The 21,426-nt window shown below is 71.3% G+C and carries 17 protein-coding genes; 11 read left to right on the plus strand and 6 right to left on the minus strand.

Going from position 1 to position 21,426, the window contains the following annotated elements; translation table 11 throughout:
* The first annotated feature begins 86 nt into the window (after positions 1-86).
* The 11 genes from M8542_RS06165 (at position 87) to M8542_RS06215 (ending at position 11,911) form a co-directional block, all read left to right on the plus strand.
* Positions 87-953 (plus strand): TetR/AcrR family transcriptional regulator, encoded by an 867-nt coding sequence (locus M8542_RS06165; RefSeq protein ID WP_257919018.1) that lies wholly within the window; start codon positions 87-89, stop codon positions 951-953.
* Positions 950-1,843: a beta-keto acid cleavage family enzyme gene (locus tag M8542_RS06170; RefSeq protein ID WP_257919019.1), complete on the plus strand. Its 894-nt coding sequence runs from the start codon at positions 950-952 to the stop codon at positions 1,841-1,843. Before M8542_RS06165 ends, M8542_RS06170 begins: the two co-directional genes overlap by 4 nt.
* Positions 1,836-2,765: a 3-hydroxyacyl-CoA dehydrogenase NAD-binding domain-containing protein gene (locus M8542_RS06175; RefSeq protein ID WP_257919020.1), complete on the plus strand. Its 930-nt coding sequence runs from the start codon at positions 1,836-1,838 to the stop codon at positions 2,763-2,765. Before M8542_RS06170 ends, M8542_RS06175 begins: the two co-directional genes overlap by 8 nt.
* Entirely contained in the window at positions 2,758-3,180 is a 423-nt protein-coding gene (locus tag M8542_RS06180) for a thioesterase family protein (RefSeq protein ID WP_257919021.1), read from the plus strand. Before M8542_RS06175 ends, M8542_RS06180 begins: the two co-directional genes overlap by 8 nt.
* 33 nt (positions 3,181-3,213) lie before the next feature.
* The gene (locus M8542_RS06185; protein WP_257919022.1) at positions 3,214-4,773 is read left to right on the plus strand and encodes an ABC transporter substrate-binding protein; all 1,560 of its coding nucleotides are present in this window, start codon (positions 3,214-3,216) and stop codon (positions 4,771-4,773) included.
* Position 4,774: 1 nt separating this feature from the next.
* Complete coding sequence (locus tag M8542_RS06190) at positions 4,775-5,731, plus strand: ABC transporter permease (protein WP_257919023.1); 957 nt, start codon at positions 4,775-4,777, stop codon at positions 5,729-5,731.
* Positions 5,728-6,621: an ABC transporter permease gene (locus tag M8542_RS06195; RefSeq protein ID WP_257919024.1), complete on the plus strand. Its 894-nt coding sequence runs from the start codon at positions 5,728-5,730 to the stop codon at positions 6,619-6,621. The genes M8542_RS06190 and M8542_RS06195 overlap by 4 nt, the downstream gene beginning before the upstream one ends.
* Positions 6,618-8,165, plus strand: a complete 1,548-nt coding sequence (locus M8542_RS06200) for an ABC transporter ATP-binding protein (protein WP_257919025.1) — start codon at positions 6,618-6,620, stop codon at positions 8,163-8,165. The genes M8542_RS06195 and M8542_RS06200 overlap by 4 nt, the downstream gene beginning before the upstream one ends.
* Positions 8,162-10,411 (plus strand): serine hydrolase domain-containing protein, encoded by a 2,250-nt coding sequence (locus M8542_RS06205; RefSeq protein WP_257919026.1) that lies wholly within the window; start codon positions 8,162-8,164, stop codon positions 10,409-10,411. The genes M8542_RS06200 and M8542_RS06205 overlap by 4 nt, the downstream gene beginning before the upstream one ends.
* A 22-nt stretch (positions 10,412-10,433) precedes the next feature.
* Positions 10,434-11,609, plus strand: a complete 1,176-nt coding sequence (locus tag M8542_RS06210; RefSeq protein WP_257919027.1) for a CaiB/BaiF CoA transferase family protein — start codon at positions 10,434-10,436, stop codon at positions 11,607-11,609.
* 122 nt (positions 11,610-11,731) lie between these two features.
* On the plus strand, positions 11,732-11,911 hold the full coding sequence (locus M8542_RS06215) for a hypothetical protein (RefSeq protein WP_257919028.1): 180 nt from the start codon (positions 11,732-11,734) through the stop codon (positions 11,909-11,911).
* Positions 11,912-12,121: 210 nt separating this feature from the next.
* On the opposite strand, the gene M8542_RS06220 is transcribed toward M8542_RS06215, so the two are convergent.
* The 6 genes from M8542_RS06220 to M8542_RS06245 all read right to left on the minus strand — a co-directional run bounded on the left by M8542_RS06220 (position 12,122) and on the right by M8542_RS06245 (position 21,207).
* Entirely contained in the window at positions 12,122-12,754 is a 633-nt protein-coding gene (locus M8542_RS06220) for a GntR family transcriptional regulator (protein ID WP_257919029.1), read from the minus strand.
* Positions 12,751-13,416 (minus strand): HAD family hydrolase, encoded by a 666-nt coding sequence (locus M8542_RS06225; protein WP_257919030.1) that lies wholly within the window; start codon positions 13,414-13,416, stop codon positions 12,751-12,753. The genes M8542_RS06220 and M8542_RS06225 overlap by 4 nt, the downstream gene beginning before the upstream one ends.
* 20 nt (positions 13,417-13,436) lie before the next feature.
* The gene (locus M8542_RS06230; RefSeq protein ID WP_257919031.1) at positions 13,437-14,204 is read right to left on the minus strand and encodes an alpha/beta fold hydrolase; all 768 of its coding nucleotides are present in this window, start codon (positions 14,202-14,204) and stop codon (positions 13,437-13,439) included.
* A 196-nt stretch (positions 14,205-14,400) separates the two neighbouring features.
* Positions 14,401-16,701 carry a glycosyl hydrolase family 95 catalytic domain-containing protein gene (locus tag M8542_RS06235; protein ID WP_257919032.1) on the minus strand — a complete coding sequence of 767 codons (2,301 nt, stop codon included), beginning with the start codon at positions 16,699-16,701 and terminating at the stop codon, positions 14,401-14,403.
* Between the two features lie 98 nt (positions 16,702-16,799).
* Positions 16,800-17,540 (minus strand): SDR family oxidoreductase, encoded by a 741-nt coding sequence (locus M8542_RS06240; protein ID WP_257919033.1) that lies wholly within the window; start codon positions 17,538-17,540, stop codon positions 16,800-16,802.
* Positions 17,541-17,616: 76 nt separating this feature from the next.
* Complete coding sequence (locus M8542_RS06245) at positions 17,617-21,207, minus strand: discoidin domain-containing protein (protein ID WP_308210240.1); 3,591 nt, start codon at positions 21,205-21,207, stop codon at positions 17,617-17,619.
* Positions 21,208-21,426: the final 219 nt, after the last annotated feature.

Consider the following 21,426-nt stretch of genomic DNA (forward strand, 5'->3'; position numbering starts at 1 on the left):
CTCCCGGTGACCAGTGATATTGCGCTTCGACTGACTCATCAGTCAAGGATTGCGATTCTCGCAACGCGGGGTTACCGTCTCTCGGCATGGACGAAACCGCGGCGTTGCGGGACCGCATCCGCGGCCTGGTCAAGGCCATGCCGGGGGCGCAGCGGGAGTTCGCCGCCGCGATCGGGCTCGACGAGACGAAACTGTCCAAGGCGCTGACCGGCACCCGCCGGTTCTCGCCGCATGAACTGGTCCGCGTCGCCGAGCACTGCGGCGTCACGGTCAACTGGCTGCTCAACGGCAGCGACGACGCGGTCACCGTCACGGCGGTGCCCCTGCCGGCCGCGCGCCTGGTGAGCGACGACCCCGACCACCTCGCCCAGTCCGAACCCCGCCGCCGCATCCTCGAGACGGCGTGGACGCTGATCGCCGAACGCGGCTACCACAAGGTGCGCATCGCCGACATCGCCGAGGCGTGCGGCACGAGCGCCGCGACCATCCACTACCACTTCCCGAGCAAGACCGAAGTCCTCAACGAAGCGTTGCGGCGCAACGTGAAACTCGCGTTCGACCGCCAGGTCGCCGAGCTGCACGCCATAGAAGACGCGCACGATCGGCTTTGCCGGCTCGTCGAGCTGCAGCTGCCGACCGACGGCGTGCTGCGCGCGGAGTGGTCGGTGTGGCTGCAGGTGTGGAACGAGGTCGCGCTCGACCCGTCCTTCCGCTCGCTCTACACCGACTCGATCGACCGCTGGTACCGCACGATCGCGATGACCATCCGCACCGGCTGCGAACAGGGGGTCTTCGGCGTGGCCGACCCGGACGCGGCGACCACCCGGCTGACCGCGCTGATCGACGGCCTCGGCATCCAGGTGCTGACCGGCCGTCCCGGCAGCTCGGCCGAAAGCATGCGAGAACACCTGCACGACTTCATCGAAAGCTCGATCGTCAAGGGAGGCTCATGAACCACGAGGTCATCGTCACCTGTGCCCTCACCGGCGCCGGTGACACCGTCGGCCGGAGCCCGTACGTGCCCGTCACGCCCGCGCAGATCGCCGCGAGCGCCGTCGAGGCCGCCAACGCCGGGGCCGCGGTCGTCCACATCCACGTCCGGGACCCCGAAGACGGGTCGCCGTCGCGGGACGTCGCCCTCTACCGCGAAGTCGTGCGCCTGGTCAAAGAGTCCGGTGTGGACGTCGTCATCAACCTGACCGCCGGCATGGGCGGTGATCTGGTCATCGACCAGGAGGACCCGCTCAAGCCGGTGGACGGCACCGACCTCGTCAACGCGCTGGATCGCCTCCCCCACGTCGAGGAGCTGCTGCCGGACATCTGCACCCTCGACTGCGGCTCGCTCAACTTCGGCGAGGGCAGCCAGCTCTATGTGTCCACTCCGGACATGCTGCGGGCAGGCGCCAAGCGGATCCAGGAGCTCGGCGTCAAGCCGGAGCTGGAGATCTTCGACACCGGCCACCTCTGGTTCGCGGCCAAAATGGTCGAAGAGGGCCTGATCGACGCTCCCCCGCTGTTCCAGCTCTGCATGGGCATCCCGTACGGCGCACCCGTCGACCCCGGGCTGCTGCAGGCCATGGTCAACCTGCTGCCCGCTGGCGCGCAGTGGGCGTCGTTCGCGATCGGGCGGGACCAGATGCCGTGGGTCGCGCAGTCGGTGCTGCTCGGCGGGCACGTCCGGGTCGGCCTCGAGGACAACCTCTACCTGGCGAAAGGCGTGAAGGCCACCAACGGCCAGCTCGTGGAGCGCGCCGTCGGGATCGTCCAGGACCTCGGCGCGACGGTGGTAAGCGCTTCCCGCGCCCGTGAGATCCTCGGCCTGAAGGAGCGTGTGCATGCCTGAGACGGTCGCCTGCGTCGGCGCCGGCGTGATCGGTGGCGGCTGGGTCGCGCACTTCCTCGCCCAGGGCTTCCGCGTCCACGCCTGGGACCCGGCGCCGGACGCCGAAGCGAAGCTCACCCGGCTCGTCGACGCCGCTTGGCCGGCCCTCACCTCGCTGGGCCTGAAGGACGGTGCGAGCCGCGACAACCTTGTCGTCACCGCCACGCTCGCCGAAGCGGTCGCCGACGCGACCTTCGTCCAGGAAAGCGCCCCCGAAGACCTGCCCCTCAAGCAGAAGCTCCTCGCCGAGATCGACGCCGTCACCCCGGCCGGGATCGTCATCGCCTCCTCGACCTCCGGCTACGGCATGACCGACATGCAGGCCGACGCCGCCACGCCGGAGCGCCTGGTGGTCGGGCACCCGTTCAACCCGCCCTACCTGATCCCGCTGGTCGAGGTCGTCGGCGGCGAGCGCACCGAAGCCTGGGCCGTCGAGCACGCCGCCGAGTTCTACCGCCGCGTCGGCAAGACCGTGATCACCATGGACCGCGAGGTCCCCGGCTTCATCGCCAACCGCCTGCAGGAAGCGCTCTGGCGCGAAGCCCTGCACATGGTCGCGAACGGCGAGGCCACGGTCGCGCAGATCGACACCGCCATCACCGACGGCCCTGGCCTGCGCTGGCCGATCCAGGGCCCGATGCTCACCTTCCACCTCGCCGGTGGCGAGGGCGGCATGGCGCACATGCTCGACCACTTCGGCCCGTCGCTGCTCTCGCCGTGGACCCGGCTGGAAGCACCCGAGCTGACCCCCGAACTGCGCGACGCCGTCGTCGAGGGCTGCGAAGACGAAGCCGGGAGCCGCACGATCGCCGACCTCGTTGCCGAGCGCGACCGGGCGATCATCGCCATCCAACGCGCGGTCGAGGAGGCGCGTGATGGCTGAACTGTCCTACCGCGACACCGTCCGTCCGGAATGGATCGACTACAACGGCCACCTCTCCGAGCCGTACTACGTCCTGGTCTTCGGCGACGCGACGACGTTCCTGATGGACACCGTCGGCCTCGGCCCGAAGCTCAGCGGCTCCTCGCTGTACACAGTGGAGGCTCACGTCCGTTACCTGAGCGAAGTCGGCCCGGCCGCCGAACTGGCCGTCACGACGAGAGTGCTCGACGTCGGCGGCAAGAAAGTCCGGCTCTGCCACGAGATGCGCGTCGGCGAGGACCTCGTCGCCACCGAGGAGATCCTGGCCATCCACGTCACCGAGAGCAGAGCTTCGCCGCTCCCCGCCGACATCGCGGAGCGGCTGCGCGGCTACCTCAACCCGGTCCCGGACTACGCGGGGCGCGCCATCGCCTGATCAGAACGCCCGCTCCCACCGGAAGTCCCCACCATGGAAGAGCGATGCAGTCCCCTCACCCGGCGCGGGTTCCTCGCGGTCACCGGCCTCGCGCTGCTGGCCGCGGGCTGCGGCGCGACCTACGCCGCGCCCGTGCCGGCCGGACCGCCGAAGCCCGGTGGCCGGCTGCGCGTCGGCGTCACCGGCGGCGGCGCGTCCGACACCCTCGACCCGCACATCCCGGCGACCAACCCGGACATCGCCCGGGTGATCAACCTGTACGAGCCGCTGCTCATCCGTGACCACGACTACCGGCTGCAGCCCCTGGTCGCGCAGTCGCTGAAGGCGTCGCCGGACGCCCGGACGTGGACCGCCGTCCTGCGTGACGGCGTCAAGTTCCACGACGGCCGCCCGGTGACGCCGGCCGACGTCGTCGCGACGTTCAAGCGGATCATGGACCCGAAGGATCCCAAGAGCGGCGCGGCCGGGCTGACCATGCTGGCCGAGGTCGTGCCGAGCGGCGACCGGACCGTCGAGTTCCGGCTCAACACCCCGAACGCGGGCTTCGACGACCTGCTCGGCCAGTACTCGCTCGGCATCGTCCCGGCCGACTTCGACCTCAAGCGCCCGATCGGCACCGGCCCGTTCAAAGCCGGCTCGTTCACGGTCGGGCAGCAGAGCACGTTCACCCGCAACGAGCACTACTGGCGCCCCGGTCAGCCCTACCTCGACGAACTGGTGCTGATCAACTTCGCCGACGACGACGCCCGCATCAACGCCCTGCTGTCGTCGCAGGTCGACGCCATCGACCAGGTTCCGGTGGCGCTGGTCGACGTCCTGAACAGCGACCCGCGGATCCAGGTCCTCGCGGCCGAGACCGGCACCTGGCTGCCGTTCACCATGCGGGTCGACCGGCCGCCGTTCGACGACGTCCGGGTGCGCCAGGCCATGCGGCTGGTCGTCGACCGGGAGCAGATGATCAACCAGGTCCTCAGTGGACAGGGCCGGCTCGGCAACGACCTCTACGCGCCCTTCGACCCCGCGTACGCCAAGGAGCTCCCCCAGCGCAAGCAGGACATCGACGCGGCGAAGAAGCTCCTCGCCGAAGCCGGGCATTCCACTTTGGACGTCGAGCTGGTCACCGCGCCGATCCAGGCGGGCGCGGTCGAAGCGGCGCAGGTGTTCCAGCAGCAGGCCAAGGCCGCGGGCATCAACGTCAAGATCCGCAAGCTCGACACCACGACGTTCTACGGCGAGAACTACCTTTCCTGGGACTTCGCGCAGGACTTCTGGTACACCCGCAACTACCTGCCGCAAGTCGCGAACGGCTCGCTGCCGAAGTCGCCGTACAACGAGACGCACTGGCAGGACCCGGAGTTCATCGCCCTCGTCACCCGGGCCGGCTCCACAGTGGACCCGAACGCCCGCGCGGACCTGATCAAGCGGGCCCAGAAGATCGAGTACGAACGCGGCGGGCTGATCGTCTGGGGTTTCGTCAACCAGGTCGACGCCCACCGCAAGTACGTCGCCGGCCTGGTCCCGGACCGCACCGGGATCTCGCTGAGCGGCTACCAGTTCCGCAACGCCTGGCTCGGCACCGGCAAGGAGGCGTGAGATGACCCGCCTGATCCTGCGTCGCCTGCTCGTCAGCGTGCTGGTGCTCTGGGTGGTGTCCCTGCTGGTCTTCGTCGCGACGTTGCTGCTGCCCGGCGACCCCGCGCGAGCCATCCTCGGCCAGCAGGCCACCCCCGAGCGCGTCGCCGCGCTGCAGCACCAGCTGCACCTCGACCTGCCCGTGTGGCAGCGCTACCTCGACTGGCTCGGCGGTCTCTTCACCGGTGACCTCGGCACGTCGACGTCCACCCAGGGCCCGGTGACGGCTCTGCTCGGCGATCGCGTCTCGGCGTCGCTGGTGCTGCTGGTGGTCGCCGCGGTGCTGGCCACCCCGCTCGGGCTCGCCCTGGGCACGTGGAGCGCGATCCGCCGCGACCGCGCCACCGACCAGGCGATCTCCGGGATCAGCCTGGTGATCGCCGCGCTGCCGGAGTTCGTCATCGGCGTCGCGCTGGTCGTGCTGCTCTCCACGACGGTGTTCAAGATCTTCCCGTCGGTCACCATCACCGCACCCGGTGAGACGGTGTGGGACGAGCCCGCCCAGCTCGTGCTGCCGGTGCTCACGCTCGTGCTGGTGGTGACGCCCTACATCACGCGGATGATGCGGGCGACGATGAACGAGGTCCTCGACAGCGGATACGTCGAAATGGCCCGGCTCAAAGGCGTCCGGGAGCGGACGGTGCTGGTCCGCCACGCACTCCCGCACGCGATCGGCCCGGTCGCGCAGGTCGTCGCGCTGCAGCTGGCGTGGCTCGCCGGCGGGGTCGTGGTCGTCGAGTTCCTGTTCCGCTACCCCGGCATCGGGCAGGCCCTGATCGATGCCGTCGGCAAGCGGGACGTCGCCGTCGTGCAGGCGGTCACGCTGCTGATCGCCGCCGTGTACATCGTGGTGAACCTCCTGGCGGATGTCGTCGGCATCCTCGCCAACCCGAAACTGCGCACGGAGGCAGGCCGATGACCGCCGTCGAACTCCCCCGCACCGCCCCGCCGGACGCGCCCCCGGCCCGCTCGGGTGGCCTCTTCCGCACCGCGTGGACGTTCCCGAAGGCCAAGATCGGCGCGGTGTTGACGATCGTGGTGGTGCTCATCGCGCTGCTCGGGCCGTGGCTCGGGCCGGTGCTCACCGGGCACACCACGACCGACTTCGCCGGGAAGCCGTTCAAGCACGACGGCGTCTTCGGCACCGACGGCCTCGGCCGCGACGTGCTGACCCGCTTCCTCGCCGGCGGCACGACGTTGCTGCTCTACGCGGTGCTCGCGACCGCGCTCGGGATCGTGCTGGGCGCGTTGCTCGGCATGGTCGCCGGCTACGGCGGTGGCTGGCTCGACAGCCTGCTGATGCGCGGCAACGACGTGCTGCTGTCGTTCCCGCAGCTGGTCATCGCGCTGCTGGCGATCGCGGTGATCGGACCGGAGGGCTGGCTGCTGGTGCTGGTCATCGGCCTGACGCACGCGCCGCGCACGGCCCGCGTCGCGCGGCAGGCGACCGTCGCGGTGCGCGGGCAGGACTACATCCGCGCGGCCGAGATGTACGCCGTGCCGCGGTCGCGGATCCTGCTGCGCGAGATCCTGCCGAACATCACCGGCCCGCTCATGGTGGAGATCGGGCTGCGGCTGACCTACTCGATCGGCTACATCGCCTCGCTGTCGTTCCTCGGCCTGGGCATCCAGCCGCCCTCGGCCGACTGGGGCCTGATGATCAACGAGAACCGGATCGCGCTGGTCGTGCAGCCGTGGGGCGTGCTGCTCCCGGTGCTGGCGATCGCCGCGCTGACCGTGGGGACCAACCTGGTGGCCGACGCCCTGGCCTCGGCCGCCGCCGGACGGAAGCGGGAGGCGCACGCATGACCGCCGCACTCGAGGTCACCGGGCTCGCCGTGTCCACTGTAGCCGGATCGCCGGTGCTCACCGACGTCTCGTTCGCCGTCGCGCCCGGCGAAGTCCTCGCCCTCGTCGGCGAATCGGGCTCCGGCAAGACGACCGCCGGGCTGGCCGCGCTCGGGCACTTCCGCCGCGGGCTGGCGGTGGCCGGCGGGCAGGTCACCGTGGCCGGCGTCGACGTGCTGTCGCTGGACGCCGCGGCCCGACGGCGGCTGCGCGGCAGCACGGTCGCCTACATCCCGCAGGACCCGGCGCTGTCGCTCAACCCGGCGTTGCGGATCGGGCTGCAGATCGCCGAGGTCCTGGAGACGCACGGGTACGAGGGCTCGGTCGACGAACGCGTCGGCTCGGTGCTGGCCGAGGTCGGGCTGCCCGCGGACGCGGCGTACCGGCGCCGGTACCCGCACCAGCTCTCGGGCGGGCAGCAGCAGCGCGTCGGCATCGCGATGGCGTTCGCGTGCCGGCCGGCCGTCGTGGTCCTGGACGAGCCGACGACCGGGCTGGACGTCGTCACCCAGGCCCTGGTGCTGAAGACGGTCCGGGCGCTGACCGCCGAACACGACGTCGCGGCCCTGTACATCACCCACGACCTCGCGGTGGTGGCCGAGATCGCCGACCGCGTCGCGGTGATGTACCGGGGCGACATCGTCGAGTGCGGCCCGGCGGCGACGGTGCTGCGGACGCCGTCACACGCCTACACGCGGCGGCTGCTCGACGCAGTGCCGGATCCCGACGCCGCTTCCGCGCCACCGCCGCCGGAGGACCCGGTGCTCGCGACCCGGGACGTGTCCGTCTCCTATGGACAGCACGTGGTGCTGCGCGGGGTCGACGTCTCGGTCGCGCGGGGTGAGTGCCTGCTGCTGCTCGGCGAATCCGGGTCCGGGAAGACGACGTTGTCGCAGTGCATCGCGGGGTTGACCGCCGCCTACTCGGGGACGGTGTCGCTGGCGGGCACCAGCCTGGCCGTCTCGACGCGGCAGCGGTCCGACGAGCAGCGGCGGCGGATCCAGTACGTCTTCCAGAGCCCGTTCTCCTCGCTGAACCCGCGCAAGACGGTGGCCCAGTCGATCGAAGTGCCGTTGACGCGGCTGACGTCGCTGTCGCGGGCCGAGCGCCGCGCGCGGGTCGACGAGATGCTCGACCGCGTCCGGCTCGGCCGGGCGCTGGCCGACCGGTTGCCGGACCAGCTCAGCGGCGGCGAACGGCAGCGGGCCGCCATCGCGCGGGCCTTGGTGACCACGCCGGACGTGCTGGTGTGCGACGAGGTGACGTCCGCGTTGGACGTTTCGGTGCAGGCGACGATCGTCGAGCTGCTCGGCGAGCTGCGCCGGGAGCTGGGCATGGCGATGCTGTTCGTCACGCACAACATCGCGCTGGCCGGCGAGGTCGCGGACCGGATCGCCGTGCTGCAGGGCGGCGCGATCGTCGAGGAGGGACCGGTGCGGGACGTGCTGGACGCGCCATCGCACGACTACACGCGGGAGCTGCTGGCCGCGACCCCGCGCCTGTGAAGGGCACGGTGGCGCCGGGGTTCGAGCCGGTGCGCGACGCGTTCGCTTCCGTGCTGGACAGGACGTCGGGCGGGGCGGCGTTCTGTGTCGTCCGGCGAGGCGAGGTGCTGGCCGAACTGTGGGGCGGGCCGGGGTGGACGCGGGACACCCTGGTCGTCCTGTTCTCCGGCACCAAGGGTGTGGTGGCGACGCTGATGGCGTTGCTGCACGCCCGCGGGCAGCTCGACCCGCTCTCGCCGGTCTCGCGGTACTGGCCGGAATTCCCTGACGGAGACGTCTCGCACGTGCTGTCCCACACCATCGGGCTGCCGTACGTCGAGGCCGAGGTGTCCTTTCTGGACAACGCGGCCAACGCCGCCGCCCTGGCCACCCAGCGTCCCTTGTGGACACCCGGCACCCGGGTCGCCTACCACGCGGCGACCTACGGGTACCTGTGCACCGAGCTGGTCCGGCGGGTGACCGGGCGGCCGGTGGGCGAAGTGCTGCGGTCGCTGCTGGGCGACGTCGACATCCACCTCGGGACACCGCCGTCGCTGGACCGCCGGGTGGCACGGCTGACACGGTCGCCGGACTACCGGATCAGCACGTTCCTGACCGATCCGGAGCGGCGGCGGATCGTCGAGAAGATGTACCGCGGGTTCTTGGACACCGAGACGATCAACTCCGCGGCCTACCGCCGCGCCGAGCTGGCCGCGGGCGGCGCGACCGGGACGGCGGCGGCGATGGCGCGGCTGTACGACCGGATCTGCGCCGGCCTGGTCCCCGCACCGGTGCTCGAAACGGCGACCCGGACGTGGTCGTCGGGAATCGACGCGATCAACGACCGTCCCGTCCACTTCGGACTCGGGTACGAGCTTCAGGACGCCCTCGGCACGTACGGCCCGGCGCCGGTGGCGTTCGGCCACTCGGGCGCGGGCGGCGGGCGCCACGGCGCGTGGCCGGCGGAAGAGCTGGGGTTCTCGTTCACGACGAGTGAGCTGCAGCCGGAGGACGTGGACGACCGGGGCGCGCAGTTGCCTGAAGGCGCTCGGCAGCTGCCTCTGACCCACGCCCCGAGCGCCCCAATGTGGCCTTGGTTGCGTCTGACGCACCGAAGGCCGCCTTGGGTGCGTCTGACGCACCGAAGGCCACATTGGGGCGCTCGGTACTGGGTTGCCCGAAAGGCCGGTGTTGCTGCCTCGACGTTGATAATACGTATCACTCTCTTGACCTGCTCCACGGGGCCGTGCGACCGTCGCCGCATCAGAGACCTCGAAGGAGCGGTCATGACCCTCACCCGACGCGGCCTGCTGGCCGGCGCCGCCGCCCTCGGCGCGGGCGCGCTGGTCCCCGCCACCGCCGCTGCCGCACCGGCCGGCTTCCCCGACTACCGCTACCAGCGCCTCGCGCTGGTCAAGAGCAAGCTGCGCTACAACCCGACCGGTGAGCTGATCTTCCCCTGCGTCCGCGGCACGAAGGGCCGCATCCCGAACGCGCTCGCCGCGTACTACCTCTACTACGCCCCGCACGACGCGCCGGGCGGGATCTGCCTGGCCTACGCGAACTCCCTCGACGAGGAGTTCACCGAGTACGCGGGCAACCCGATCATCAAGAACACCTGGCCCGGCCAGTACTCGGTGAGCCACGTGTCCTCGCCGCACGCGCTGTGGAACGACGACGTCAACCGGATCTACCTGTACTTCCACGGCGAGAACCAGGTCACGCGCCTGGCCAGCGCCGCCGACGGCATCCACTTCAGCTACGAGAAGGAAGTCCTCTCGACACGGCTGCAGCCGGCGGGCACCACCGAGACGTCGTACGCGCGGGTGTTCCGCCAGGACCTGCCGTCGAAGAACGCCCGCTACGTCATGGTGTTCATGCTCAACAACACCACCAACCACCGGGACATCGGCTGGGGCTGGTCGGCCGACGCGTTGAACTGGACGTTCTCCCAGACGCCGCTCGTGCGGCACACCGACGTCGGCGCGAACGACATCGGCGGCCCGCACCTGCTGTACCGGAACAACAGCACGTACGTCGTGTACAACACGGACATCGCCCACGGCGGCAAGCTGATGATCACCGAGGTCGGCAACGACTTCTCGAAGCGCAACCACCTCGGCGTCTTCCACACCCCGCTCGCCGGCGCCCCGGACAACGGCCGGTCCGCCGCCCCGAGCTTCGGCACCTACCAGGGCCGGGAGTACATGATCTACGAGGCCGGCGAGCGGCTGGCCGGCAACATCGCCATCGCCCGCGCGGGCTGAGCGCGGGTGGCAGGATGCGGCCATGCGCTCCTTGCCCCTCGACGGCGTCACGGTCGTGTCCTGCGAACAGGCGGTCGCCGCGCCGCTGGCCACCCGGCACCTGGCCGACCTCGGCGCCCGGGTGCTCAAGATCGAGCGCCCGGGCAGCGGCGACTTCGCCCGTGCCTACGACGAGACCGTGCACGGCCAGTCCAGCCACTTCGTCTGGCTGAACCGGTCGAAGGAGAGCGTCACGCTCGACCTCAAGAGCGACGCCGCGGCGCCGGTCATGGCGAGCCTGCTGGACCGGGCCGACGTGTTCGTGCAGAACTTCGCGCCCGGCGTCGCGGAACGGCTCGGCCTCGGCGCGGCCGCGCTGCGTGAGACGCGGCCGAGGCTGATCACGTGTTCGGTGTCGGGCTACGGCTCGAGCGGCCCCTACCGCGACGCGAAGGCGTACGACCTGCTCATCCAGTCCGAGGCCGGGCTGGTGTCGGTGACGGGCACCGCGGACGAGCCGGCCAAGAGCGGCATCCCGGCGGCCGACATCGGCGCCGGGATGTACGCGTTCTCCGGGATCCTGTCGGCGTTGTACGACCGGGAGCGCACCGGGCTCGGCACCGAGCTGGAGGTCAGCCTGTTCGACTCGCTGGTCGAGTGGATGGGCTTCCCGCTCTACTACGCGGGTTACGGCGGCACGCCGCCGCCACGGGCCGGCACGAGCCACCCGGCGATCGCGCCGTACGGCACCTTCGCCGCCGGCGACGGGACCGAGATCGTGCTGGCGGTGCAGAACGAACGCGAATGGGCGGCGTTCTGCGAACACGCCGTCGAGCGGCCGGACTGGGTCACCGACGAGCGGTTCGCCACGGGCAGCGCCCGCGTCGCCCACCGGCCGGCCTTGGAGCAGGAGATCGACGGGATCTTCGCCGGCCTCACCGGCGACGAGCTCCAGGTGCGGCTGCGCCGGGGCCGCATCGCCCACGCACGCCGCCGCGACCTGCCCGACGTGCTGGCCCACCCCCAGCTGACGGCCCGCGACCGGTTCACTTCGGTGCCGACGCCGGGCGGCCCGATCCGCGCCACGCTGCCGCCGATCACGCTGCCCGGCCGCGCGGCGCGGATGGACCCGGTCCCGGCACTGGGCGAGCACACGGACGAGGTGCTGACGGAGTTCGGCTTCGACGCGGAGACGTTGCGGCGTCAGGGCGTGGTCTGAGGCCGTAAGGGAATTGCGGGAGTAAGGGATCCGCGCCCGGCGCGGGTGTGCGCGTTCACCCGATGCGGCGGCGGTCCCCTCAGGACGAACGTAGGTGTCCTCGGACGAAGAAGTGAGGACACATGCGAGGCGACTGGATCTACGACTGGGTACGGGTGGAGATGGAGTACCGCGCGGGGCCGGCGCCGGCGGTGCGCCGCGAACGCCCGGCGGCCCGCCACTGGACGACGCTGTGGGCGGGCTTGTTCACGAGCCACAGCCGGACGGAGGTGCGGGCGGGCACGACCGCGGCAGGCTGCTGACGGCGCTCACCGCGCGGCGGGGCCTCCGACCGGGCCTGCCGGACCGGCCAGCACGCGGAAGTGCGGGCGGGCGCATCCGACCGCGCCGGGCCAGCGCCCCGCCAGCCCGGCCAACACAAGGAGGTGCCGGCGGGCACCCCCAACGCAGCCAGCCGACCGCACCGGCGATCACCGCACGCCGGGCGCCCAGGCCCGCCCGGCCGAACCAGCTCAGCGCCCCACCAGCCCGGCCAACGCCCGCCCCAGGTGCTGGCGCAGCTCGGCTTCCGCCGCGTCCCCGTCCCCCGACGCGATCACCTCCAGCAGTCGCCGGTGCTCGACCGCCAGCTCGCCCGGGTCCGGGTACGAGCCGCGCAGGCGGGCCAGGCACAGCTGCATCTCCTCCTGCAGCGGCGGGTAGATCCGGCTCAGCCGGGGACTGCCCGCCGCCTCCACCAAGGCCAGGTGGAACGCCGTGTGGGCCACGACCCGCTCGCTCCAGCCCGCCGACGGCGGCAGCGCCTCCAACTCCGCGAGCGCCGCCGCGACCGCCGTCAACGGCCGGCCGCCCGTGGTGATCAGGCGGGCCGCCGTGAGCTCCAGGGGCAGCCGGACGGTGAACAGGTCCCGCACGTCGTCGTCAGTGAGCAGGGGCACCCGCAGCGAACGGCCGGCGGAACGCTCCACCAGGTGCCGGGCCACCAGCTCCTGCAACGCCGAGCGCACCGTCGGGCGCGCCACCTCGAACGTCGTCGCCAGGCCCTGCTCGGTCAGCGGCGTGCCCGGCGCGAGCTCGCCGCTGAGGATCCGGCGTCGCACCTCCGCGACCAGCGCGTCGCGCGTAGTGGTCGTCTGCAGGATCATCGGGCCGCGTGCACCCGCTCGACCGTCGCGACCAGGTCGTCGAGCCCGGGCCGGACGGCGTCGGCGATCGCCGGGTCGTGCGGGTCGGCGTGCCGGTTGACCCACACCCGCGGGATGCCGAGCGCCTGCGCCGGCACCATGTCGTGGAAGTGGCTCTGGGCGACGTGCACCCAGTTCTCGCGCGTGGCGTCGAACGACTCGGCGAACCGCGAGAAGTGCGCGTGCCCGGGCTTGTACGAGCCGACGTCCTCGGCGGTGACGATCGCGTCGATCGGCACGACGAGCCGACGCTGGGTCTCGCCGATGAGGTCGCGGTCGCAGTTGGTCAGCAACGCGAGCCGCCAGCCCGCGTCCCGCAACCCGGCGAGCGCCGGCCGCACGTCGGCGAACACCGGCCAGTACGGCAGCCCGGTGCCCAGCACGGACGCGTCGTCGGGCACCAGGTCGAGCCCGGCCTCGGCCGCGGTCCGGCGCAGCGACTCCGCGAGCACCTCCCGGTACCGCCGCGCTGGTTGTTCGGCCTGGACCTGCGGTTCGAAGCGGTTGTAGACCTCCAGCAGCTCGGCGCCGCGGCCGGGGAACAGCAGCTCGATCCCGGTCGCGATGCCGTGCCGCCAGTCCACCAGCGTGCCGAAGCAGTCGAACGTCGCCCAACGAGTCATACCGTCAGACTGCTAGACGGTTATACCGAACGCAAGACGTGCGTGGCGAGGAACTCCACGAGCGCCGGGTTCACCTCGTCCGGGTGGGTGTAGCTGAGGAAGTGGGCACCGCCGTCGACGACGACCAGGGGCTCGGCCGCGGGCAGCGCGTCCGCCAGCTCCGCGGCCCGCTCCACCGGGTACGCGAGGTCGGCCGAGCCGTGCAGCACCAGGGCCGGGCACGCGATCTCACCGACCCGCGAAAGGACCGGGTCCCGGTCGACGAGCGCGCTCATGGTCAGCGTCAGCTGCTCGGGCGGCACCGACCGCCAGCGCTCCTTCCACTCGTCGACCGGGAAGCCCCCGAAGCAGATCTGCGCGACGCCGTCGAGGACCTCCGGCGGCGCGCCACCGGTCACCCACGCGTCCAGCACCGCGCGGTACCCGGCCGCGACGGCCGGGTCCTCCGCGGCCGCCGACGTCCCGAGCACGGCGAGCGCCGTCACCCGCGCCGGTGCCAGCAACGCCATCCGCAACGCGACGAAGCCGCCCTGGCTCGTCCCGACGACGGCGGCGCCGGCGACGCCGAGGTGGTCGAGCACGGCCAGGACGTCCCGTGCGACGTCCCAGTAGTCGAACGGCCCGGCGGCGGGCGTGCCGCCGTGGCCGCGTTCGTCGACCGTGACGCACCGGTAGCCGGCGAAGGCGGCCAGCTGCGGCTCGAACATCCGGCCGTCCATCAGGAAGCTGTGCAGCAGCACGACCACCGGGCCGGGCCCGCCGTGGTCGGTGTGAGCGGGAAGCGTCATCGGTCCTCCGAACGAGTCGTCGGCCGGCGGACCGGCCCACCGCGATGATCGCACCGATCTCGATCACCCCCAGTCCGGCGGCTACCGGCGCGGTCAGCACCGGCGCGACCTCCAGCGCTCACACAGGACCAGCCCGATCGCGCCGAGGATCGCGGCGGCGCCGGCGCCCTTGACCGCCGCCGCCGGGAAGTCCACCTCAACTCGGCTGGACGGTGACCGACTGCCCCGGCCGCAGGCTGATCACCCGGCGCCACTTCCCCGCGCGCACCTCCGTCCGGGTCCCGCCGACGCTCCGGATCACCGCGCGGGACACCTTCCCGTCGCGCCACGACAGGTCGACCTCGAACCCGCCGCGCGCGCCGATCCCGGTCACCCGGCCCGAGCGGGCCCACGCCGAGGGCAGCGCGGGCAGCAGCTCCAGCACTCCCGGCCGCGAGTAGAGGAGCATCTCCGCCATCGCCGCCGGGGCGCCGAGGTTCGCGTCGATCTGGAAGATCGTGTAGCTGCCCTGACTGTACATGTCGAAGAAGTTCGGCGCGGTCCCGTTGCCGTTGGCGACCGACGGCCGCAGCACCGTGAGCAGCAGCTGGTAGGCCTTGTCGGCGTCCTTCAGCCGCGCCCAGCACGCCGACCGCCACGCGCACGCCCAGCCGTAGCTGTCCATCCCGCGGGCGGTCAGCAGCTCCCGGACCCCGCCGAGCAGCTCCGGCGGCGCCGTGTCGGCGGCGATCCGGTCGCCGGGGAAGAAGCCGATCAGCGGGGACAGGTGCCGGTGCGTGGTCTCGCCGAGGTTGTCCGGCGACATCCACTCCTCGAGCCAGCCGGTCGTCGGGCTCACCTTCGGCAGGTAAAGCTGCTTCTGCAGCCCGCCGATCCGGTCGCCATAGGCCCGGTCGCGGCCCAGGACCGCGACGGCTTCGCGATAGTGCTCGAACAGGTCCCAGACGATCTCCTGCGAGTACGTGTTCCCGCGGGTGTCCTGCGGGCCGTGCTCGGGTGACCAGTCGTGGTCGTCGACGAGCACCTCGCGGCCGTCGACCGTCATCGGGACCAGCCGCGCCGCCCAGAATTCGGCCGCACCCTTGAGCAGCGGGTAGATCCGCGCGAGGTACGCCTTGTCCTGGGTGAACGCGTAGTGGTCCCACAGCGAGTTGCACAGCCACGCGTTGCCGCCCGGGTGCCACCACCAGCCGGAGCCGCCGTAGATGTTCGTCGAGAACGCGATCGCCCAGCCGGCGACCTTGCCGCTGGTGTTCCGGAACCGGTTGCGCGGGTCGTTGAACAGGCGCTTCGTGCTGTCCGTCCACACGGGAAGCTGCGCGAGGCAGTAGTCGGCCAGGGCAGTGAAGCTCCCGGGCAGCGCCGCGCGGTCGGCGAGCCAGTAGTTCATCTGCAGGTTGATGTCGGTGTGGTAGTCGCTCATCCAGTCCGGCGTGTTGTTGTTCTGCCACAGCCCTTGCAGGCCCATCGGCAGCCCGTCGCGCGAGCCGGTGATCGTCAGGTACCGCCCGAACTGCAGGTAGCTCGCCTCCAGTTCGGGGTCGGGCGCCGCCGGGTCGTCGTGGCGGGCCAGCAGCCGCGACCACGTGTCGAGCGCGCGCTTCGCCGGCGGCGACTGCCCCAGGTCGACGGTCATCCGGTCGTAGAGCCGCCGGTAGTCGGCGACGTGCGTGGCCAGCAGCGCGCCGCTTCCGGCACGCAGGGCCTTCGCCGCCTTCTGCTTCGCCAGCGCCGAGGGATCGAGCGACGCGTCGAGGAACTTCCGGGTCGCGTCGGGCACGTAGTTCGTGCCGCCGCTCACGACGATGACGACGTCCCGGCTGCCGCTGAACGTCGTCCCGCCGGTCACCGTGCACGCGTACTTCAGGCCGTTGGCGAAGGTCCCGGTGAACGCCGTCGCGCCGGACATCGGCTCGCCGCGGGTGGGCTCCAGCGAAACGGACCCGGTGACGGGCCCGCCGCTGAGCCGGATCACCACGACGTCGTCGGGATGGCTCGCGAAGTACTCCCGGCGGTACCGGACGCCCTGGTGCCGGTAGGTGATCACGACGACGCCGTTGCTCAGGTCGAGCGTGCGGCGGTAGTCCGTGACGCCGGTGTGCGCGGGCACCGAGAGCCGCACCTTCGCGAGCAGCCCGAGGGTGCCGAACTTCTCGCGCTCGTACGGGAACTGGCCGTCGTCCTCGAGGACGTCGTTGGCGCCGCCGGTCCACAGGGACGCGTCGGCGAGGTAGAGGAAGTCGGCGGCGGGGTCACCGCCGACGAGGGCACCGATCCGACCATTGCCGATCGGCAGGCCTTGTTCGATGATCTTGTCCTCGGCGGCGGCCGCCGGGTACCAGAGGGTGGTCGCCCGCCCTTCCGGGACGAGGTCCGCGCCGGCCGGGCGGATGACGTCCGCGCTGGCAGTGAAGGCGGGAACGCCACTGAGGGCGACTCCGGCGCCGACCGCGCCACCGAGCTTGAGGAAGGTGCGGCGAGAGGGAGGGTTCGACATGTCGGATCCGTTCGGCGTTGAAGGCGGGACCGGCGTGCAGCCCGCCAAACATATGACCTATCCGGAACCGAGGTCAAGATTCTTCGTAATTAATCCGATTACATACGATCGCGCCCGGTCAGGTACTCGCGGAACGTGAGCACGCCTTCGCGGTGCCCGGGCGCCAGGTGACCGCCGTCGGCGTAGGCCCGGAACGTCTCCCCCGGCACCTTCAGCGGCACGATCCGCCGGAACCGCCCGCTCGCCTCGCCGACTGCCTGGGCCAGCTCGGTCGCCGTCAGGATCTCCGGGCCGCCGAAGTCGGCCACCCGGCCCGCCGGGTCGGCCAGCGCCAGCGCCGTCAGCCGGCGGGCGACGTCCCGGACGTCCACCGGCTGGAACGAGATCCGCGGCACGGGCACCACCGGCAGCCGGGTGGCGCCGGCCAGGAGACCACGGACCAGGCCGTGGAACTGCGTGGCCCGCTGGATCGTGTACGGCAGCCCCGAGGCGGCGAAGAACTCCTCGGCTGCGTGCTTGGCCCGATAGTAGCCGAGCGGGACGCGGTCGACGCCCACGATCGAGACGTAGACGATGTGCGGCCCGCCCGCCCAGCGCGCCGCTTCGACGAGGGTGCGCGCCAGCTGCGTCTCCCGGCCGAAGAAGTCGGTGGCGCAGTGGACGACGACGTCGACCCCGGCCACCGCGCTGTCGATGCCGCGCCCGGTCCGCAGGTCGCCGGGGACGGTGTCCGGCCCGGCCTTGCGGCTGAGCACACGGACCTCCTCCCCCGCCGCCCGCAGGCTCTCGACGACGGGCCTGCCGAGCTGTCCGGTGCCGCCGGTGACCAGGATCCGCACGAGCCGCCTCCCGCCGTGAAAGCCGTCCAGGCCACCTTACGGGCGTTGATCGCCCGCAAGGTGGCCTCTTCCGGAATCAGCTTCGGTTGATGGTGAACGTGCTCGTCGTGTTGCGGATGTCCTGGTCGTTGTCGCTCAGCGTCAGCCCGGTGAACGTCGCCGAGCCGACCGCCGGGCCCTGGCCCGGCTCCGGCAGCTCGTTGACCCAGATCCCGATCCCCGACTTGGCGTCGAAGGCGTCACCGCTGCGGTGCGCCCCGGTGATCGACACGTTCGTCAGCACCGTGTCCTGGACCGGGTTCTGCGGTTGCCCGCCGACGTAGTTGGTCTGGAACATGATGCCGCTGTAGGTCGGGCTCTGGATGTCCACATCGGACACCCGGATGCCGCGGAACTCCTTGGACGCGGAGAACAGCCAGATCGCCGGGAAGGTCTGCTGGCCCCAGAAGTGGCCGCCGTCCCGGACGAGCGAGGCGTTCTGGACCGTCGTCGGCTGCGGCCCGAACCCGAGGAACGGGTAGCCGAAGTCGAGCGAGCTGATCGTGATCGCCGCGTACGTCAGCGTGTCCGCGATGTAGAGGTTGCGGAAGGTGTTGTTGTACCCGCCGTAGACCGCCAGCCCGGCCGCGCGCCACGGGGTGAGCGAGGTCAGGTTCTCGAACACGTTGTCGTACTGGTTGCCCTGGTTGATGTCCGTGGCGGCGAACAGCGCGAAGCTGTCGTCACCGGTGGACCGGGCTTCGTTGTTGGTGACGTGGTTGCCGGTGCTCCCGTTCGTGAGGTTGACGCCGTCGGCGAAGGTGTCGCGGATCCGGGAGTTCTTGATCGTGGTGTTGTCCACATTGGTGCCCCAGACCATGACCACCTGGTGCTCCACCCAGATGTTGTCGATCGTCAGGTTCGCGACGTTCGTCAGGTTGAACACCTTGCCCGGGCCGTCGATGCGCGAGGTGTAGTTGCCGAACACGGCGAACCCGCTGAACGTCGACCCGTTCGCGCTCGACTGGACGTCGATGCCGATGTCGCTGTTCTCCTGGCCCGAAGGTGCGGAGAACTTCGTGAACCACGGCCCGGCGCCGGTGACCGTGACGGCCTTGCCGTAGACGTTCAGCTTGCTCGACAGCGCGTAGTTCCCGGCCGGCAGGTAGACGCCGGTGAGCGTCGTGTCCTGGCGGACCTTGTCGAGTGCGGCCTGCACGTCCTGCTGGGTGAACCCGGCCGGCGTCGCGAAGTGCGCCGGGTCGGGGTTGGCGACCGCGGTGGCCTGCTCGAAGTTCACGAAGTCGATCGCGTAGTTCGTGCTGTTGGCCGCGTCCTTCTGCAGCTTGATCTTGTGCCCGGCGGGCACGGTGGTGCCGAGCATCGCGCTGGCTTCGTCGTAGATGTGCCGCTGCCCGGCGCCCGGCGAGTTGCCCGGACCGGTTTCGGCGCCGTAGAGCCACGCGTAGTGCGAGGTCAGGTCGATGGCCTTGAGGAACGTGCCGTCGACGTAGACGTTCAGCGTGGAGTTGATGCCACCGCCACCGGCCGAGTCCGGGATGGAGAAGCGCGTGACCAGGGTGTTCGTCGACGCGCGGGTGGTGAACTCCACCGACGAGCCGGTCGAGTTCAGCGTCACGGCCTTGCGGCCCGACGCCTCGCCCGCGAGGTCGCCGATGGTCCGGTTCGGCCCGACGACGGACGCGCCACCCGCGACGACACCGTCTTCGGCCTCGTACATGTCGTAGGGCATGTTCGCCCCACGGCCGACGAACAGCGCCTGCGTGCTGGTGTTGTTCGCCTGCTTCACCGGCAGCTCGTTGGCGTCGTTCGCGACGACCGTCTTGACGGTGTACTTGCCGTTGGCCGCGGTCCAGGTGCCGACGGTCACCGGCGCCGCGGTCGTCCCCGCGGCGATGGCACCCGTGTACGTCCCGCTCAGCGTCTTGACGACGGTGCCGTTCTGGTCGGCGATCGTCACCGTGACGCCGTGGGCGCCGCCCGCGCTGGCCACCGTGCCCTGGTTGCGCAGGGTCGTGGTGAACGTGACCGTGTTGCCCGCGGACGGGTTGCCCGGCGACCAGGCGGTGGCCGCGACGAGGTCGGAGCTCTGCACCGGGCTGACGACCAGCGCCGTCGAGGCGGTGTAGGAGTTGTTGGCCTCGTTCTGCTCGATGACGGCGTTGGCCTCGTCGACCTTCGCGGTGACCTGGTAGCTGCCCGCGTCCCGGGTGCCGATGTTCGCCGACACCGTCGTCGACGCCCCCGCCGCCAGCGCGCCGACGTTCGCGGTGCCGACCTTGGTGGTGCCCAGGTAGAGGTTGACGTTCGTCGCGCCCGAAGCGGCCGTGCCGGCGTTGCGGACGGTCGCCGACGCGGTGATCGCGTCGGTCTCGACGGGGTTCTGCGGCGACCAGGACACACCCGAGATCGTCAGGTCGGGGTTCGGCGCCGGGACGCCGAAGACCTGGAACTCCGCGGCCTGCGCGCCGCCGGCGCCGGAGTTGGCCGTGACGCGCAGGCGGACGTCGGCGGCCCGGCCGCTCAACGGGATGGTCACGGTGTTGCCGGTGGCCGGGCTGAAGCTGTAGGTCTGCGCCGCGGACAGCGTGGTGAACGCGGTGCCGCCCTGGTCACGGCCTTCGACGGCGATCGTCTGGGTCCGCGGCCCCCAGGACGCGTCGGGGTTCAGCTTGACGACCACCTGGTTCAGGTCGGCGTTCGCACCCAGCGCGACGGTCAGCAGGTTGGGGTAGGTCCCGCCGCCGCCTTCCCAGTACGTCGTCACGGAGTTGTCGTTGGCGTTGGCCGCCACGAACGAGAACTCCGTCGAGGACGCCGTGATCGGCTTGCCCAGCGCGAGGTTCGTGCCGGCCTGGGTGCCGTTGCGGGTCACGGTGTTGCTGTTCCCCGACTGGTTGCCGGCGGCGTCCTTGGCGCGCACGTAGTACGCCACGGTCGCGCTGTCCGGCTGGTTGTCGGTGTAGGTCAGGACGTTCCCGGCGACGCTGCCGCGGAGCTGGCCGTTGGCGTAGACGTCGTAGCCGGTGACGCCGGTGTTGTCGGTCGAGGCGGACCAGGTCAGCCGGATCTGGCCGCTCGCCGGCGAGGTGTAGGCGAGGTTGCCGGGCGCGGACGGCGGCTGGGTGTCGCCGCCGGCCGGGCCGTGCACCTCGAACTCCGAGAGCTGCCCGGCGGGCCAGCCGGTGTTGGCGCTGATGTTCAGCCGGACGTACCGGGTGCTCCCGGTGACGTCGACGGTGACGGTGTTCCCGGTCGCCGGGTCGAAGCGGTAGCCGGCCGAGGGCTTCAGGTCGCTGAAGCTCGTGCCGTTGGTGCTGCCTTGGACGCTGAAGGTCTCGGTGCGGGCTTCCCAGTTCGAGGGCAGCTTGAGGACCAGCTGCGCGACGGTGGAGGCCGTCCCGAGGTCCGCCTGGATCCACTGCGGGAACTGGTTGTTCGTGCTTTCCCAGTAGGTGGCCTGGTTGCCGTCGCCGACGTTCGCGGCGGGGTATTCGCCGAGCTGGCTGCTGGCGGTGTAGGTCGCGGAGGCGGCTTGGGCGGCGGCCTGGACGGCCGGCACGGGCGCGGCGGCCGGGGCGGCGCTCGCGGCCACCGCGGGTGTGGCCAGGAGGAGGGACAGGGCGGCGTAGGTCGCCGCGCGCGACAGGAGTCGCTTCATGCTCATGGGTTCCTCGGATCCGGGGAGGAGGGGAGACAGCCGAACGGCAAGACCAGGGAACGGGACACGCGCGGACCGGGTCCGGGGGCGCACGCGGGCAGCACGGGACAGCCGTCATGGGCACCTCTTCGCTGAGGAGCTGGGCGGGATCTTCCTGACGTCTGCCGCGATTTCTCGCTCAGCTGTCAGGTTCTTGCACTGATTCGTTCAAGAGTTACCGTGACG

Source organism: Amycolatopsis iheyensis (genome assembly GCF_024703995.1).
GTDB lineage: Bacteria > Actinomycetota > Actinomycetes > Mycobacteriales > Pseudonocardiaceae > Amycolatopsis > Amycolatopsis iheyensis.